Below are 15,838 nucleotides of genomic sequence, written 5' to 3'. Positions count from 1 at the left end.
TATTGGTAACTGGAGCATCAGGTATGTTAGGTTCTACTTTAGCAATTGAGCTTTCAAGAAATCACAAGGTTTACGGGACGGGTAATTCAGATATTACATTACCGATAGATTATAAAGTATTTGACTTATCAAATGAATCATATAAAGAGCTGATAGATTGGTCCCAGCCAGAGTTAATTATTCACTGTGCAGCTATAACCAATGGTAATTATTGTCAAGAAAACTGTTTAAAAGCAATCGATGTGAATGGTGTTTCTGTTCATAAAATTTTAAATGCAACCAATACAACTACTAAGATAATTTATATATCTACCGATGCAGTTTTTTCATCGTCATTGCATATGGCAAAAGAGGTTCATTCTGTTTTTCCTGAAAACATTTATGGAAAATCAAAAGAGTTAGGAGAATTTTTTCTTAATAATTCTCAAGATAGACAATATACTATCATAAGAACCACTATAGTCGGTCTTAATATAAATAAAAACAGAATAGGATTCGTTGAATGGATAATTAATACTGCACTAGAAAATAAAAAATTAGGATTGTTTACTGATGTTTTATTTACACCAATATCCATATGGGATTTAGTAGATGAAATAAATTTTTTAATAAATACAGACAATATTAATTCTGAAACAATTCATATAGGAGGTGAATTATGTACTAAGTTTGATTTTGGAAGTAAGTTATTGAAAACACTTAATATATCTACTGAAAATCTATTTAAAAGATTAATATCTTCCTTTGAAGGTCGAGCTAAAAGATCAAATGATCAATCTCTTGATTCTGATTTTTATCAAAAAAAATATAAAAGAGATTCAATATCTTTAGATCAGACTATTTTAAAAATTAAAGAAAACTATGAACACAATTAAACTAGGTAATAAAATAATAGATGATAATTCGTTATATTTTATAGCTGATATAGGTGCTAATCACAATGGTTCACTTGAAAAAGCTATTGAATTAATTCACTTAGCTAAAGAGTCTGGAGCTGATGCGGCAAAGTTTCAAAATTTCCAAGCAGACAAAATTGTAAGTAAAGCAGGATTTGATAATATGAAAGGGAAACTTTCACATCAATCAAAGTGGAAAAAATCAGTATTTGAAGTTTATGAAGATGCTAGTATTTCTAAAGACTGGACAAGGATTCTTAAGGAGGAGTGTGACAAAGTAGGAATCGATTATTTTACAAGTGCTTACGACTTTGAATCTGTCGATTTAGTTGATCCTTATGTAGATTTATATAAAATAGGTTCGGGCGACATAACATGGTTAGAGATTATAGATTATATTTTAAATAAAAACAAACCTGTTTTAATAGCAACAGGGGCATCAACGAATGAAGATGTTTTAAGGGTAATGAATATGGCAATGAAAAAAACTAAAGATTTAGTTTTAATGCAATGTAATACGAATTATACTGGTTCAAAAGAGAATTATAATTTCTGTAATTTAAATGTGTTAAAACAATTTTCTATTGATTATCCAAATACTGTTTTAGGTTTGTCGGATCATACTGCTGGTCATGCGACAACTTTAGGAGCAATAGCATTAGGAGCAAGAGTAATAGAGAAGCATTTTACAGATGATAATAATCAAGAAGGCCCTGACCATGGGTTTGCTATGAACCCCCATTCTTGGAGGGATATGGTAAATAGATCATATGAGTTACTAGTCTCCCTTGGTGATGGTATCAAGATTGTAGAAAAAAATGAAGAACAATCCAAATTAGTTCAAAGAAGATGTTTAAGAGTTAATACTAATCTTAAAAAAGGACATATGCTTTTAGAATCTGATTTAATTTCATTGCGACCAATTTCTGAAGAAGGTTTTGAGCCCTTCGAAAAAATAAACCTTATAGGTAAGGAATTGTTAATGGATATTGACGCAGGTGAACATTTAACAAAAAAAATAGTTAAGTTATGATCAAAGGACAGAAAGTAGGCTTAAGAGCTGTTGAAAAAGAAGATTTACCATTTTTAAGGGATTGGAGAAATATAACTGAATTTAGAAAGCACTTTAGAGAGGTTAGAGAATTATCTTTAACTGATCAAGAAGCGTGGTTTGAGAATTTACAGAAAACTAAACATATTAACTACATGTTTATTATTGTTGATTTAGAAACTCAAAAACCGATTGGAGCAGCAGGGTTATTATACATAAATTGGGTTATTAGATCTGCTGATTTTTCTTTTTATATTGGAGCTAATAATAAATATATTGGAAATGATGGTATAGCTAAAGAAGCTGTTAAGTTATTGATAAATTATGGATTTAATAATTTAAATCTTCACAAAATTTGGATGGAATTATATGAATTTGATTCTCAAAAAATAAATTTTTTCAAAAAAGATTTTAATTTTAAACAAGATGGATTATTGAGAGATAATTGCTTTGAAGAAGGAAGATACTGGAATTCTATAATAATATCTTTAATTAATAATTAGCTTTAAAGAGATGAAATCACATATTTAGATTCAATTAATATTAATTTTATGCTTGAGTTGGGTAGATAAAGAACATGAGAGTTTAACAACGCGAGAAAGATTACTAAAATCAAATGAGTATGAATAAGGAAAATAGCTACAACTTTTTATATAACGGATTCAACAAATATTACTTCAGTCGAAATGACTAAATGGGAAGTTAAATAGCATTATTAGTAATAATGATTAATAAGTACAATTTAAAGAAATCATTACATAAGAATAAAAATTTAATTAAAAATTTTTCATTTTTATCTATTCTTCAAGTATCTCAAATGTTAATTGGGGTGGTTATTTTTCCATATTTAATTAAAGTTTTAGGCACAAATAATTATGGTATAGTGGCCTACTCACAAGCAGTTTTAGGATATGCAGTCCTTTTTGTGAATTATGGGTTTAATATAACAGGCACAAGAGAAATAGCAAAAAATAAATTGAATAAAGATAAAATGTCAAGAATATTTTCTACTATTTTAATAGTAAAAGCAATAATTTTTATTATTTTTCTATTATTATTATTATTCTATCTTTTACCATAGATTTTTTATATCAGTACCAATTAGCTTATAACCTTTCTCTTGTTGCTTTATTTGGATGGGTTTTATTCCCAGACTGGTATTTTCAAGGGATTGAAAAAATGGAAACTATTACATATGTAATGGTTTCCACTAAACTAATCTCATTAATATTGATTATATTGTTGGTAAAGTCAGTTGATGATTACATTGTCGCTATTGCAATAAATTGTTTTTCAATGCTAATTGCTGGAATTTTTGGTGTTATTTTAGCATTAAAATCTAGTAAAGTTTTAAACTTTCAATTACCAACATTTGTAGATATATCTAAGCAATTTAAAAGTGGTTTTGCATATTTCTTCTCAAACATCTCTGCTAATACTAAGGACTATCTAAATACATTTATAATTGGGTATTTTTTTAGCTATTCCGAAGTGGGAGTTTACGATTTGATAATAAAAATCATTAAAATGTTATTAATACCAATTACAATTTTAAGTAAAGCAGTTTTCCCTAAGGTTTCAGTAGAAAAATCATTTAGTTTAAATAAAAAATTGAATACATATTGTTAATATATGGGTTTTTGGCCATGATATTTGTTCTGTTTTTTGCAAATACAATTATTAGTTATTTGTCAAATGAAATTTTTCTAGAATCTACAGTTACATGTTTTAAAATTATGTCTATCTCTTTATTACTTTTAGCTTTAACCTCTTCCAAAGGGACTTTGACCTTAGTTGCGTACAGTTGTGATAAATCATTTACAAAAGGGATTATTTACTCATTTTTATTTTATTTTATGTTAATACTCATTTTGTATTATTTTAATTATATAAATTTAATTACTCTCGCTTTTGCTATTGTTTTTTCAATAGTTGTTGAATTACTCTCTCACGTTTATCAAATAAATAAGAATAATATTAGTAGAAAAATATAAATAAAAATTTAATGAGACAGAAGCGTGTAGATATTTTATACTTTGGAAGAGTTAATGCTAAAACGGGTGTATCAACCGTTTTGAAATCTTTTGTCAAAGGGACTGCCTACTTACAAAACAATAATATTTTGTTGAAAATATTTGACTTAGATGGAGAGTACTTAGATAGTCAAAAAGGAAATAATAATGAAATAGGTTTTCAACCTTCATTTAAAAGTAATTTAAAAAGAATTGCTAAAAAAAATTTCTTTATTTCATGGTTTTTAGTTTATAGACTTTATTGGTTTAATGCAAAAAAATCTTTAAAGTTCTATCTAAAGAAAAATAGAAGTGCAGATGTTATGTTTTTTCATGATTTTTTCTCTTGCTATCTGTATTTAAAATTAAACTTAAAAATTAAACAAAAAAAGTATTAGTATTACATACCAATGGAGATACATTTAAAATGCTTTTTGATTACTATCCTAGATTAAAAAACACCTTTATTCATAGATCTTTGTTGAGAAAGGAAACATTTGTATTATCTAAAATTGATAAAGTTGGTTTTGTTTCAAAAAACTCTAGCGTTTTATTTAAAGAAATCCATAAGGATTTTGATTTCAAAAAAGTATTTTTTGTTCATAATGGAATTGAAGATATTTCCTATATACCTAAAAATAAACAAATAGATAATAACAAGTTAATACTTACTTGTGCTGCATCAATAAGTGAAAGAAAAGGTCAAGACATTTTAGTTAAAGCAGCTGCTCTACTAGATGAAAAAGCTAGAAAAAAGCTAAAGATATACTTGTTAGGAGTTGGTCCATTAATGAGTGATCTATATATTTTTGTAAAAAACAATAATTTAGTTGATGTAATTATTTTTAAAGGACAAGTTAATGACGTAAATAAATATTTATTAGAATCTGATGGTTTTATACTGACTAGCAGAGATGAAGGTTTGCCTATGTGTATAATCGAAGCAATGAGAGTTGGTTTACCTATTATAGCTACAAATATTGCAGGCATACCAGAACAAGTAATAAATAATGAGAATGGGTATTTAATAAACCCTTCTATAAACGAATTAAAAGCAGTCTTAGAGTTGGCGCTAAATGATAGGATTAAATTTAAGGAAAAAGGATTACTCTCACGACGCTTATATGAGGAAAAATTTATTCTTGAAAAAATGTTATTCGGGTATTCTTTTATTTTAAGGGAAGTTTAAATTTATGAGATTATATATCAAATCTAGATTATTTTTAAATGGTAACCTTCTATTACTATTGGTATATATATGTGTTTATTTATTTAATCTGCAATTTAATACCAATACTAATCATACAAAATACTTTCTGTTTATAACATATATATTTATAGTAATCTCAAGTATAAAACATTTTTCATATTTTCATTCTTTGAACTTATTTTTATATGCTTTTGGTTTGTTTCTTATGGGAAGAATTTTTCTTGACATCTTTCTAGGAATCCCATCTGAGTTTGCAGATAAGTGGAATAATTATTGGTTATCTAGTTATACTATAAAAGAGGTTAATAATTCATTAACGTTGGCATTGATTGGTACTGGTATAGGAGCTTCTTTTTATAAAAAAATTAAATTAAAAAAAGATAAAAATAAGTCTATTATTAGGCCTCTTAAAATAATTATATACATATTAATACCTTTTTGTTTAGCTAAACTTTGGCTAGATTATGCTCAAGTAAGAGATGGTGGTTACATAACTCTTTATACAGGATTAAAAAGGTCTCCTTTTTATTTAAGGGCTTCGTGGTATTTGTTAGTTACAATTTTCCCTCTTCTACTGACAGATATTAATAATAAAAAGCAATTTAAATATTTAGTGCTTTTATTTATTATTATTGATGGATTAAATATTTTACAGGGAGCGAGGGGTGCTTTGTTTAGACCTTTGGCTTTTTTTATCTGGTATTACTATAAATTTATAAGTATCAAAAAAGTAAAATTGATTAAACTGGCTTATTTTTCAATAATAATTATTTTTTCATCTGTACTCTTATTGCAACTAAGAGAAAAAGACACGAAGGTTGATAACGTTCTTTTCTATGTTATGCAAAGTTTAAGTGGATCTTATTACACTCATGCATATTTTATTGATTATTCCAATAATTTTGTAAACCCTAGTAATTTTTACATTTTAGCACCTGTTGTTGATTATGTAAAATACTTGTATGATCCAGACCTAAAAGGGCACACATTAAAAAGAGTTGAGAAAACATTAAGTCTGGATCATAAATTAACTTATGAAATGGCCACTACAAGTTATTTATCTGGACATGGGCTTGGAGGTAGTTATATAACTGAAATGTATGCTTTAGGAGGTAAAATGGGAGTTTTTTTAATTTCAATTTTATTGGGTTATTCAATTATATATTTAGAGAATTTGTTTGTTATAGCAGAGACAACAAGGTATATTGCTTGGTTTTGGATAGGTAATTTAGTTTGGATGCCAAGAGCTGGGTTGTTAGATTTTATACCTTCTGTGATAATTTGTTATGTTTTTTATAAGTTTTTATATCGTTTTCAAAATAGTTATGATTAGACATTTAATAATTAAAAATAAACTAATTAATTATTTAATTTGTTATTTACTCAGAATTAGGAATAAAAAAGCATTATTTCTAATTCAAAAGAATAAAATTGAAGAAATTTTTAATTTTAGGAAAATATCTAGCCCTTTAGGGAAATACTATAACGAGCTAATTTTTGACAACAATTTTTTTGGTTTAGGGTATTCATTAAAAACATATTGTGATTTAAAACAATTAAATGCTTACGTGGAGCATGGATATTTTTTCGGTTCTTATGTTCCTGATGATGAAAAGAATTGGTGGTGTAAAAAAATAATTACCTTTAGCAGGCACAGAGAAGAGTTTATAAAAAAGAAAACAGATAAAGAGGTTATCAAAATTGGTCCTTATATTCATTATGCAGAAGACTATATGGTTAATGCTGATTTTGATAATCTTAAAAATGATTTAGGTAAAATGTTGCTTGTTTTTCCAGCTCATGCAGCTACAGGAGCCAAGATAGATTTTGATACTAATTTATTAATAGCCAACATAAATAGTGTTAAGAATGATTTTGATACAGTGGTTATTTCATTGTTTTGGGATCAGGCACAAGATAAAAAAATAACAAGTGTTTATAAAAAAGAAGGGTACAAAATATTTTCAGCGGGTCATAGATACGATTGGTATTTCTTATCAAGATTAAAAACTATGATTAAATTATCGGATTATACTATGTCAAACGGTGTAGGAACACAATTGGGATACTGTATCTATTTGAATAAGCCACATTGGATAGCAAAACAAAAAGTAACAGAGGTGGCTTTTAATAGTAAAGGGGAAGAAAATAATAGCACTTACACTAATGAAGAATATATTATTGTTAGCCAAGAAATTAATGAAGTAGAAGAAGTTTTTAAAACATACTTAAAAATAATTTCTAAAAAACAAAAAGAACTTGTCAATAAATATTGGGGCATAGATGAAGTAAAGAGTAAAAAAGAGTTATTTAAATTATTAAAATAGATACTAATGAGGTATAATAAATATGAAAGACTGATGTCTGTTTTTTTATCTAAATTTCCATCAATAAAAAAAAATATAAAAAAACAATATCAAATGGTTAGCTTTTTTTTAAACAGGAAAAAGTACACGTACCTATCTAACTATTTAATAAAAAAACATCAACAATTGATCAAGAAACTTTTTTCGGTTATTATGATAAAGCTCCAGTAAATCTATCTAACAATTATGTCTTATTTCACCAAGTTATTGTAGGATTTACCTCAGAAAAACCTTCCCAAAATAAAATAAATATAGTTCTCTTTGATATAGAAAAAAACATAATTGTTAAAAAATATAAAACGGCAGCATATAATTGGCAACAAGGAGCTAGATTAATGTGGTTAGATGATGATAATTTTATTTTTAACGACTATGATTTCACACATGAAATTTATATTTCTAGAATTATTAATATTACTACTTTAAATGACAGACGTATTGATTATCCTATTTATGATTCAAAGGATAATGTTGCTTTTGGTTTAAGTTATAAAATCCTTTCAGAGGTTAGGCCGGATTATGGATATCGTTGCCATAAGTATACGAAATCTGATTATGCTAATGGTAATATTTTTAGAGTAGATTTAAATTCCGGAGAAAAGAAAGATTTATTTTTCTTAAATGAAATGCAAAGTTATACTGATAAAGATGTTGATAGAGAATGGTTTAATCACATAATGATATCTCCAAACGGAAAAAAAATAATGTTTTTACATCGATGGGAAATTAAAAAAGTTAAGTTTGATGCTCTATATGTTGCTGATAGTGATGGGAGTAATCTTAAATGTATTTCAAATAATGGGATGGTTAGTCATTGTTTTTGGATAGATGATAAAACAGTCCTAGGGTATTTAAGGGGTTCCAATAAAAAAGATCAATATTATTATATTGATATTCAGAATAATAATCATTTATTAGTCTCAAATCAATTATCAGATATGGGAGATGGTCATCCTTCATTTTGTAACAAGAAAATATTATTTGATACCTATCCCAACAAATCTAGAATGAAAGAGTTGTTTGTTTATGATATAGTGAATGATGAACTTGATAAAGTTGGAGAATTTTTTGAGTCTTTAAAATATACAGGAGAAACTAGATGCGATTTACATCCTAGATTTTCAAGTGATGGCAAAAAAATTTATTTAGATTCGGTTCACGAAGGAAGTAGAAGTTTGTTTGAGATTTATTTAGATGAAAAAAAATGATTGAAATTACTGTAATAGTTGTTGTAAGGAATGAGGAAAATTATATTATAAATTGTATAAAATCGATAGAGAGACAATTTTCACAAAATGACACATGGGAATTAATAATTGTTGATGGTATAAGTTCTGATAATACAAAATTAAGAGCAAAAGAATATCTTTCTAATCAAAATTATAATTTTTTAATTTTGGATAATCTAAAAAGAACCTTAGCACCAGGATGGAATATTGGTATTAAGCATTCTAAAGGTAAATATATCTGCAGGCCAGATGCACATTCTAAATTACATAATAATTACATAAAAGAAGGGCTTAGATTACACTCTGTAATCGATGCAGCCGCAATTGGAGGGGTTTTAAGTACTAAATCTAAAGGGTATTGGGGTGAAATAATAAAAGAAGCATTATCTTTAAAAATGGGTGTTGGTAACTCCTTTAGATCATTAAAATCTAGCGGTTATACAGACACAGCAGTTTATGCAATATACGATGCTAATATTTTTAAAAAGGTGGGCTATTTTAGGGAAGACTTGATCAGGCATCAGGACAATGAGATGCATAAAAGGATAAGTGAAAGTGAAGGTAAATTTTATACTTCAATAAAAATGTCGGCTGATTATTACTGCAGGGATACCATTCCAAAGCTCCTTAAACAAATGTATAACATAGGTAAGTATTTGCCAGATGTTTTTTTTGATAATGCGCTTAGTTTAAGGCATTTAGTTCCGTTATTATTTGTTTTGTTTATTTTTTTGGATTTATACTATCTTTTTTTTCGATACTAATTAAATTGATATATATATATATGCTATTCATTTATTTTATATTACTTTTTTTAGAATTAAGCAAACGTTTTTTTTAAGAAAAAGATTAAAAATATATTTTAATTTGTTAATAATACCATTAATACATTTGACTTATGGTATAGGCACTGCTAAAGGGTTTCTAACTAAAAAATAAAATTAAATAAAAATATGAAAATACCATTTTGTCTCCCATTAATAGATAGAGATGTGAATCAAGAAGTTTTATCTTGTTTAAATGAAACAGGCTGGCTTACAACAGGTCCTAAAGTTAAATTATTAGAAGATCAAATAACTGAATTATGCCAGACGAGTTCAACGATATGTGTGAATTCATGGACTTCAGGAATGTTGCTTTTAATAAGATGGTTAGATCTGGACGAAGATGATGAAATTATTGTACCTACATATACTTATGCAGCTTCAGCGTTTTCAGTAATTAATTCTCGTGTAAAATGTGTCTTTGTTGATGTTAACTGTGATTTTACAATCAATATTGATGAAGTCGAAAAAGCCATCACTGAAAAGACAAAAGCAATTATGCCTGTTGATTTAGGAGGACTTCCTATTGATTATATTGCACTTAATACACTTCTAAATAAAGAAAGTGTTAGAAGTAAATTTAATCCAAAAACAGATTTTCAAAGAAAAATAGGAAGACCTATTGTTCTTTCAGATGCTGCACATTCTATTGGATCTTTAATTGATGGTGTTCCTACTCCATTATTTTCAGATTTTAGTGTTTTTTCTTTTCATTCAGTTAAGAATATAACGACAGGTGAAGGAGGAGCAATTACTTTTAAAATTTTTGATGAGGAAGAAGATGGATTAATACTTAAAGAATTAAGATTATTATCATTAAATGGTCAAAATAAAACTGCCTTTGAAAAAAATTCTATAGGCGGCTGGAAATATGATATTACAACTAATGGATTAAAAGTAAATATGGCAGATATTAATGCCGCTATTGGTTTGGCTCAAATCAGGAAATATAAAAATATTTTATTACCTGAGAGAGAGCAGATATTTTTAAAATATAATTCAATTTTATCTCAACATTCATGGGCTATATTGCCAACCTTTACTGTTGACAATAGAAAATCATCATGTCATTTGTATCAATTACGAATTAAAGGTTTTGAAGAACAGCAAAGAGATGAATTGATAAGTAGATTAGCCTCTTTAGATATAGGTGTTAATGTTCATTATATTCCTCTACCAATGCTATCGTATTTTAAAAGTATTGGATTAGATATAAAAGATTTTCCATCTTCTTACAACCTTTATAAGAATGAGATTTCTTTGCCAATATATAATAATCTTTCACTTGAGAGTGTTGAGCATGTCTGTTTAAACTTAATTAAAATTGTTAATGAAATAATATGAATATAAGTAAATTGCTTTCCACTAGAGTTAGAAATATTAAAGAGAATCCTTTTATTCACGATTTAATAACGCAAAGTGAATTTTTAAATTCAAAAATTAATAAAAAAAAAATATTAATAATTGGTGGCGCGGGTACAATAGGCTCTAGCTATATTCAACAAATTTTAAAATACAAACCTTCAAAAATTACCGTAGTAGATATTAATGAGAATGGTTTAACTGAATTAACAAGAGATTTGAGAAGCTCAAATTTATTGGACTATAATCCTGAATATATTACCTATCCAGTAAATTTATTGAGTAATACATTTGATAAAATATTTAATTCAGATACTTGGGATGTTGTTTCAAATTTCTCAGCTCATAAACATGTACGTTCAGAAAAAGATAAAATTTCTGTTGAAGCTCTAATTAAAAACAATGTTTTTGGGGCCATCAAACTTTTAAACCTCAGTGAAGGAAATCCACCAAATTATTTTTTTAGTGTTTCTACTGATAAAGCCGCTAATCCAGTAAATATTATGGGAGCCTCAAAAAGTTTAATGGAAAAATTAATTTTATCAAAGAAGAATAACTTTAGAGTATCAACCGCTAGATTTGCCAATGTTGCTTTTTCGAATGGAAGTTTATTAGACGGATTCATTTATAGACTAAATAAAAAACAACCACTTTCGTGTCCATCTGATATTAAACGTTTTTTTGTGACTCCAGAACAATCGGGGCAAATTTGCTTATTGGCTACATTTTTAGGGGACTCAGGAAATATTTTCTTCCCTAAATTAGATTTTCATAAAGATCAAATCTATTTTAAGGACATCGCTTTAGATTACTTAAAAGAAGAAGGGCTTGAGCCAATATATATGAATTCAGAAAAAGAAGCGAAAGAGTATGATATTGTAAATAATTCGGGACAGTATCCTATTTACTTTTTCAAAACAGATACCTCTGGAGAAAAAACATATGAGGAGTTCTATACAGAAGAGGAAGATTATAATATAAAAAAGTATGATTCACTAGGATTTATCAACACTCCAGAAGTTAAAATATCATTTCAACAGGTAGAGGATGATTTTGAAGCTGTTTTTAGTGATTTAGATTCAGTAAAATTAGATATCGTAAAAGTTATTAATAAATATGTTCCAGATTTTATGCACATAGAAACTGGTAAACATTTAGATCAAAAAATGTAAGTTATGCCAAGAATTATAGATATATTATTATCAACTTTAGTACTTCTAATTTTATTACCCTTTTTTGTTCCCATAGTTGTAATACTTCTTTTAACAGGAGAACATAAGGTGTTTTATTCACAAACTAGAGTAGGGTATAAAAACCAGAATTTTAAAATATTGAAATTTGCAACAATGCTTTCAAATAGTGCAAATATGGGACCAGGCAGTTTAACCTTAAAAAATGATCCAAGAGTTTTACCTTTTGGATCATTTTTGAGGAAAACAAAGATCAATGAATTGCCTCAAATATTAAATATTATAATTGGTGATTTGTCTATAGTTGGTCCGAGACCACAGATGCAAGTTGATTTTGAAAAGTATTCAGATGATGTTCAAAAAAAAATATATAATGTTAGACCGGGATTGACAGGGATTGGTTCAATTATTTTTAGAGATGAAGAATCTTTGATCTCAGCTGCATCTGAGAGTGAAGATCCACATGATTTTTATAAAAGAGTAATTGCTCCTTATAAAGGTGAATTGGAGATGTGGTATCAATCATATCGTTCTGTATTTTTAGATTTTCAATTGATTTTTATAACAGCTTGGGTCATAGTTGCTCCAGAAACTAGACTTTATGAAAAATGGTTTAAAGATTTACCAAAACGAAGTTTTTAATAAATATAAATTATGCCATTCGACCCAAAATCAGCAAAGAAAGCAGGAAAAAAATCCAAACGTGGTCCTGCTAAAAAGGAAGGGCCTTCCATTAAAGAAAAGATGGAACTGCTCTATGAAAAGGTTTTGGATGATCTGCTTATAAACCAAGAAAAACTCACAAAAACAGAACGGGTAAAAGTTTTTGTAACCCTGTCTAATTATATCTTCCCAAAAACAAAGTCTGTACGAGACAAATTCACGCTGGAACAATTAAAAGAGAAAAATGAAGATCACTTCAATCAAGATCCAGATCCTACCAAATAGCTTTTTTAATTAAAAAATAATCAATTGAATTATAAAGAAACCTTGTTTTTTATTGCCAAATGTTTGACTATTTCTTTGGAAGAAAAAAATAGACAAGAAATAGAAAAGCAATTAAAATCAGCCTCTATAGACTGGGATGCTGTTGTAAAAGTGAGTACAGCCCATTATGTGTTTCCTTCATTGTATTGCAATTTACAACGTGCAGATTTCTTGCAGTATTTACCTCATGAGTTGGTGAGCTACATGGAGCATATTACCGATATAAACAGGGGGCGTAACCAGCAAATCCTTAAACAAGCAAAAGAACTAAATAACCTGTTATTAGCAAATAACATTAGACCGATTTTTTTAAAAGGAACGGGTAATCTATTAGCTGGAATTTATGAGGATATTGCCGAACGTATGGTTGGTGATATTGATTTTATCTTCTCAAATGAAGAGTATTCAAAAGCGATTACAGTTTTAATAGAGTTTGGGTATTATAGAAAAGCGCCTTCCCTTCCGACAAATAGACATTATTCAAGGCTTATAAAAAAAGGTAGTATTGCAGCCGTAGAAATTCATAAAGAACTTTTAATAGAAAAGTACCAAAACGAATTTAATTATAGTTTTGTAGAGAAAGATAGTCAGGTTATTAAAGGAGTTACTGTTTTGAGTTATGCAAATAAATTAAACCTATCCATTATTGCAAATCAAATAAACGACAATGGTTTTTATTATAAAACAATGGCTTTACGAAATGCCTATGATGTTTTTTTATTGTCTAAAAAAACGAATTCTATGGCTGCGGTGAATGTATTAGATAAACTAACTAATCCTTTGAATTGTTTTTTAGCAGCTTGTTATGAGGTTTTTAATACCGTAGATAGTTTGGCTTATAAAAACACAAAAAAGGCAGCTTCCTATTTAAGTGCTTTTAACAGTCAGTTTGCCAATCCCATACCAACAAAAAGTAAACCCAAAAGCATTAAGATCTATCTATTTATTAAAGTAAGATTATACATTATTCTTAAATCCATAATATACAAAGAGTATCGAGTTTGGTTGTTTAAAAGAGTAACTGATAAAAACTGGTACAAAGAAAAAGGAATGCAGTTAGGAATAAAAAAGTAGAATTACCAAATAACTCCCGCTTGTTGCATAAATAAATCTGCCAAAGCATCTTTATTTTGATGGGTTCCAATATAAGTCAAAAAAGTACTCTCTTTAGAATGCCCTGTAATATTCATAAGCAGTGGCGTTTCAATTTTTCCATAATAGTTAGACGCAAAAGAACGCCTCATGATATGTGAAGTCACAAATTCATATTTCGGAGCATTTACAATTTCCTTTCTTCTTGTCCTTGGGTTGTTCTTAAACCCTGACACCAATCCTTCAATTCCCGCCATTTTACAAAGTGCTTTAATTTGTTTATTAAACACCACTTGTGAAACTCTTCTTGGGAATTCATTTTCTAATAGTTCAATAATCAAAGGGTCAGCCACACCAACAGTTACCGCCTTCTTTGTTTTCTGTTGCAAGATATCTATATACAATCCAGAACTCGCTTTTCTAAGATTATTCGGACTTAATTTTAATAGATCTGAGACTCGCTGCCCGATACACAAACCAATCAATAACCAATTATAACTATCTGTATATGCTGCTGGGATATGCTGTAATTCCTTTAATGTTTTAATCTCTTTCGGATTTAAAATATGAAGAATTCGATCTGAACTCTTCTGCTTAAAAGACTCAATATAATTGGAATAAGGGTGAACCTCCAAACCACTTTTCTCTGCATCACGCAGAATAATTTTCAATAATTTTAAGAGTTGACCGCAGTAATTATCACTATACTGCTGCTCAATTTTCAGAAAACGGGTAAAAGATTCGGCGGTATATTTATCTATAGCATTCAAATACAGTTTCTCAGATTTCTCAAATTCATAGGCTTTTACAATCCGAAAAAGCGATTTATACGTCCGAATGGTGTTGTGTGCCAAACCTACTGTTCCATATCCTTGAACTCTTTTTGTGGCAGAATTGGAAATAAAATGGGCCAAATAATCTAAAAATAAAACGGAATGTTCTATTTTTAAGCGTGTATTTGGGCTCTTAATTTGTGGTTTTTTATAGAAATTAACGTGCATATAACGTATGTTATTTTAATTATTTAACATGAATATAACTTGTATTTATTTATAATTTAACAAAATATGAGCTAAATTATAACAAGTTATAGTACTTAAATATACGTTATTTTTTTAAAATACAAAAGTTAAATTACTTGTTTTAAAGGGTTTAAATTGATTTATTTTTGAAAAGACTACGGACTGTAGTCTTAAATCTATATGAAGTAATATTTAATCATTTGTTTAATTTTTAAAAATCAGTTTATCAATCCAAAAGCAACAAAAAGGGAGCTTGAGTGTTGCAAGTTCAAACTTATATATTGACATAAAAAATATATTATGCTGCAATACTATTTAAAAAACCTCCAACCAATTTAAGGGTGAAGGCTCTACAGTGTGCTCGAATTGACAGAGTTCAAACTTCTTGAAAGATGACATTAGGTTAATACGCTTAGAATCATTCCAATTAACTATTGAAAATTACTGAACAATTTCGATTAGACGTATCACTTTAATTGAACTCGATTTGTTTTTACAACACTAAACTATATAATTAGTTTAAAAATAAAGGATTAAACAAACTAATAGTTTGTATATTTGATTTTAAATAAACCGTAAGCAAAGTTTAAAAACGTA

The 15,838-nt window shown here is 27.9% G+C and carries 17 protein-coding genes; 16 read left to right on the top strand and 1 reads right to left on the bottom strand.

Annotated features, from left to right (window positions below; translation table 11 throughout):
* Window positions 1–2: 2 nt before the first annotated feature.
* The 16 genes from BST83_RS12260 to BST83_RS12180 all read left to right on the top strand — a co-directional run bounded on the left by BST83_RS12260 (window position 3) and on the right by BST83_RS12180 (window position 14,201).
* Window positions 3–875, top strand: a complete 873-nt coding sequence (locus BST83_RS12260; protein ID WP_170062785.1) for an SDR family oxidoreductase — start codon at window positions 3–5, stop codon at window positions 873–875.
* Window positions 862–1,929, top strand: coding sequence for an N-acetylneuraminate synthase family protein (locus BST83_RS12255; RefSeq protein WP_104810034.1), 1,068 nt, complete (start codon window positions 862–864; stop codon window positions 1,927–1,929). Before BST83_RS12260 ends, BST83_RS12255 begins: the two co-directional genes overlap by 14 nt.
* Window positions 1,926–2,450, top strand: coding sequence for a GNAT family N-acetyltransferase (locus BST83_RS12250; protein ID WP_104810033.1), 525 nt, complete (start codon window positions 1,926–1,928; stop codon window positions 2,448–2,450). Before BST83_RS12255 ends, BST83_RS12250 begins: the two co-directional genes overlap by 4 nt.
* A gap of 221 nt (window positions 2,451–2,671) precedes the next feature.
* On the top strand, window positions 2,672–3,028 hold the full coding sequence (locus BST83_RS12245) for an oligosaccharide flippase family protein (protein ID WP_104810032.1): 357 nt from the start codon (window positions 2,672–2,674) through the stop codon (window positions 3,026–3,028).
* Window positions 2,950–3,576: an oligosaccharide flippase family protein gene (locus BST83_RS12240; RefSeq protein ID WP_104810031.1), complete on the top strand. Its 627-nt coding sequence runs from the start codon at window positions 2,950–2,952 to the stop codon at window positions 3,574–3,576. The genes BST83_RS12245 and BST83_RS12240 overlap by 79 nt, the downstream gene beginning before the upstream one ends.
* A 376-nt stretch (window positions 3,577–3,952) precedes the next feature.
* On the top strand, window positions 3,953–4,357 hold the full coding sequence (locus BST83_RS12230; protein ID WP_104810029.1) for a hypothetical protein: 405 nt from the start codon (window positions 3,953–3,955) through the stop codon (window positions 4,355–4,357).
* Between the two features lie 29 nt (window positions 4,358–4,386).
* A complete protein-coding gene (locus tag BST83_RS12225; protein ID WP_104810028.1) occupies window positions 4,387–5,148 on the top strand; it encodes a glycosyltransferase in 762 nt (253 codons plus the stop codon).
* A 4-nt stretch (window positions 5,149–5,152) separates the two neighbouring features.
* Window positions 5,153–6,502: an O-antigen polysaccharide polymerase Wzy gene (gene wzy, locus BST83_RS12220; protein ID WP_104810027.1), complete on the top strand. Its 1,350-nt coding sequence runs from the start codon at window positions 5,153–5,155 to the stop codon at window positions 6,500–6,502.
* Window positions 6,456–7,496, top strand: coding sequence for a hypothetical protein (locus tag BST83_RS12215; protein ID WP_104810026.1), 1,041 nt, complete (start codon window positions 6,456–6,458; stop codon window positions 7,494–7,496). The genes wzy and BST83_RS12215 overlap by 47 nt, the downstream gene beginning before the upstream one ends.
* A gap of 374 nt (window positions 7,497–7,870) precedes the next feature.
* Entirely contained in the window at window positions 7,871–8,743 is an 873-nt protein-coding gene (locus BST83_RS12210; RefSeq protein ID WP_104810025.1) for a TolB-like translocation protein, read from the top strand.
* Entirely contained in the window at window positions 8,740–9,528 is a 789-nt protein-coding gene (locus tag BST83_RS12205) for a glycosyltransferase (protein WP_104810024.1), read from the top strand. Before BST83_RS12210 ends, BST83_RS12205 begins: the two co-directional genes overlap by 4 nt.
* Before the next feature lie 189 nt (window positions 9,529–9,717).
* Window positions 9,718–10,932, top strand: a complete 1,215-nt coding sequence (locus BST83_RS12200; protein ID WP_104810023.1) for a DegT/DnrJ/EryC1/StrS family aminotransferase — start codon at window positions 9,718–9,720, stop codon at window positions 10,930–10,932.
* The gene (locus tag BST83_RS12195; RefSeq protein ID WP_104810022.1) at window positions 10,929–12,122 is read left to right on the top strand and encodes a polysaccharide biosynthesis protein; all 1,194 of its coding nucleotides are present in this window, start codon (window positions 10,929–10,931) and stop codon (window positions 12,120–12,122) included. Before BST83_RS12200 ends, BST83_RS12195 begins: the two co-directional genes overlap by 4 nt.
* Before the next feature lie 3 nt (window positions 12,123–12,125).
* Window positions 12,126–12,782, top strand: a complete 657-nt coding sequence (locus BST83_RS12190; protein ID WP_104810021.1) for a sugar transferase — start codon at window positions 12,126–12,128, stop codon at window positions 12,780–12,782.
* Window positions 12,783–12,794: 12 nt separating this feature from the next.
* Window positions 12,795–13,088, top strand: a complete 294-nt coding sequence (locus tag BST83_RS12185) for a hypothetical protein (RefSeq protein WP_104810020.1) — start codon at window positions 12,795–12,797, stop codon at window positions 13,086–13,088.
* A 24-nt stretch (window positions 13,089–13,112) separates the two neighbouring features.
* Window positions 13,113–14,201 (top strand): nucleotidyltransferase family protein, encoded by a 1,089-nt coding sequence (locus tag BST83_RS12180; RefSeq protein WP_104810019.1) that lies wholly within the window; start codon window positions 13,113–13,115, stop codon window positions 14,199–14,201.
* A 2-nt stretch (window positions 14,202–14,203) separates the two neighbouring features.
* On the opposite strand, the gene BST83_RS12175 is transcribed toward BST83_RS12180, so the two are convergent.
* Window positions 14,204–15,220 (bottom strand): phage integrase SAM-like domain-containing protein, encoded by a 1,017-nt coding sequence (locus BST83_RS12175; protein WP_104810018.1) that lies wholly within the window; start codon window positions 15,218–15,220, stop codon window positions 14,204–14,206.
* Window positions 15,221–15,838: the final 618 nt, after the last annotated feature.

Origin of the sequence: Polaribacter filamentus (assembly GCF_002943715.1) — a bacterium.
Classification (GTDB): domain Bacteria; phylum Bacteroidota; class Bacteroidia; order Flavobacteriales; family Flavobacteriaceae; genus Polaribacter; species Polaribacter filamentus.
This window is presented reverse-complemented; position numbering and strand designations above follow the sequence as displayed.

What these genes read in the sequence shown, in the direction of transcription:
- BST83_RS12255 (WP_104810034.1), top strand. Translation starts at nt 862, where the DNA reads ATGAACACAATTAAACTAGGTAATAAAATAATAGATGATAATTCGTTA.
- BST83_RS12250 (WP_104810033.1), top strand. Translation starts at nt 1,926, where the DNA reads ATGATCAAAGGACAGAAAGTAGGCTTAAGAGCTGTTGAAAAAGAAGAT.
- BST83_RS12245 (WP_104810032.1), top strand. Translation starts at nt 2,672, where the DNA reads ATGATTAATAAGTACAATTTAAAGAAATCATTACATAAGAATAAAAAT.
- BST83_RS12230 (WP_104810029.1), top strand. Translation starts at nt 3,953, where the DNA reads ATGAGACAGAAGCGTGTAGATATTTTATACTTTGGAAGAGTTAATGCT.
- BST83_RS12225 (WP_104810028.1), top strand. Translation starts at nt 4,387, where the DNA reads ATGCTTTTTGATTACTATCCTAGATTAAAAAACACCTTTATTCATAGA.
- wzy (WP_104810027.1), top strand. Translation starts at nt 5,153, where the DNA reads ATGAGATTATATATCAAATCTAGATTATTTTTAAATGGTAACCTTCTA.
- BST83_RS12215 (WP_104810026.1), top strand. Translation starts at nt 6,456, where the DNA reads ATGTTTTTTATAAGTTTTTATATCGTTTTCAAAATAGTTATGATTAGA.
- BST83_RS12210 (WP_104810025.1), top strand. Translation starts at nt 7,871, where the DNA reads ATGTGGTTAGATGATGATAATTTTATTTTTAACGACTATGATTTCACA.
- BST83_RS12205 (WP_104810024.1), top strand. Translation starts at nt 8,740, where the DNA reads ATGATTGAAATTACTGTAATAGTTGTTGTAAGGAATGAGGAAAATTAT.
- BST83_RS12200 (WP_104810023.1), top strand. Translation starts at nt 9,718, where the DNA reads ATGAAAATACCATTTTGTCTCCCATTAATAGATAGAGATGTGAATCAA.
- BST83_RS12195 (WP_104810022.1), top strand. Translation starts at nt 10,929, where the DNA reads ATGAATATAAGTAAATTGCTTTCCACTAGAGTTAGAAATATTAAAGAG.
- BST83_RS12190 (WP_104810021.1), top strand. Translation starts at nt 12,126, where the DNA reads ATGCCAAGAATTATAGATATATTATTATCAACTTTAGTACTTCTAATT.
- BST83_RS12185 (WP_104810020.1), top strand. Translation starts at nt 12,795, where the DNA reads ATGCCATTCGACCCAAAATCAGCAAAGAAAGCAGGAAAAAAATCCAAA.
- BST83_RS12175 (WP_104810018.1), bottom strand. Translation starts at nt 15,220, where the DNA reads ATGCACGTTAATTTCTATAAAAAACCACAAATTAAGAGCCCAAATACA.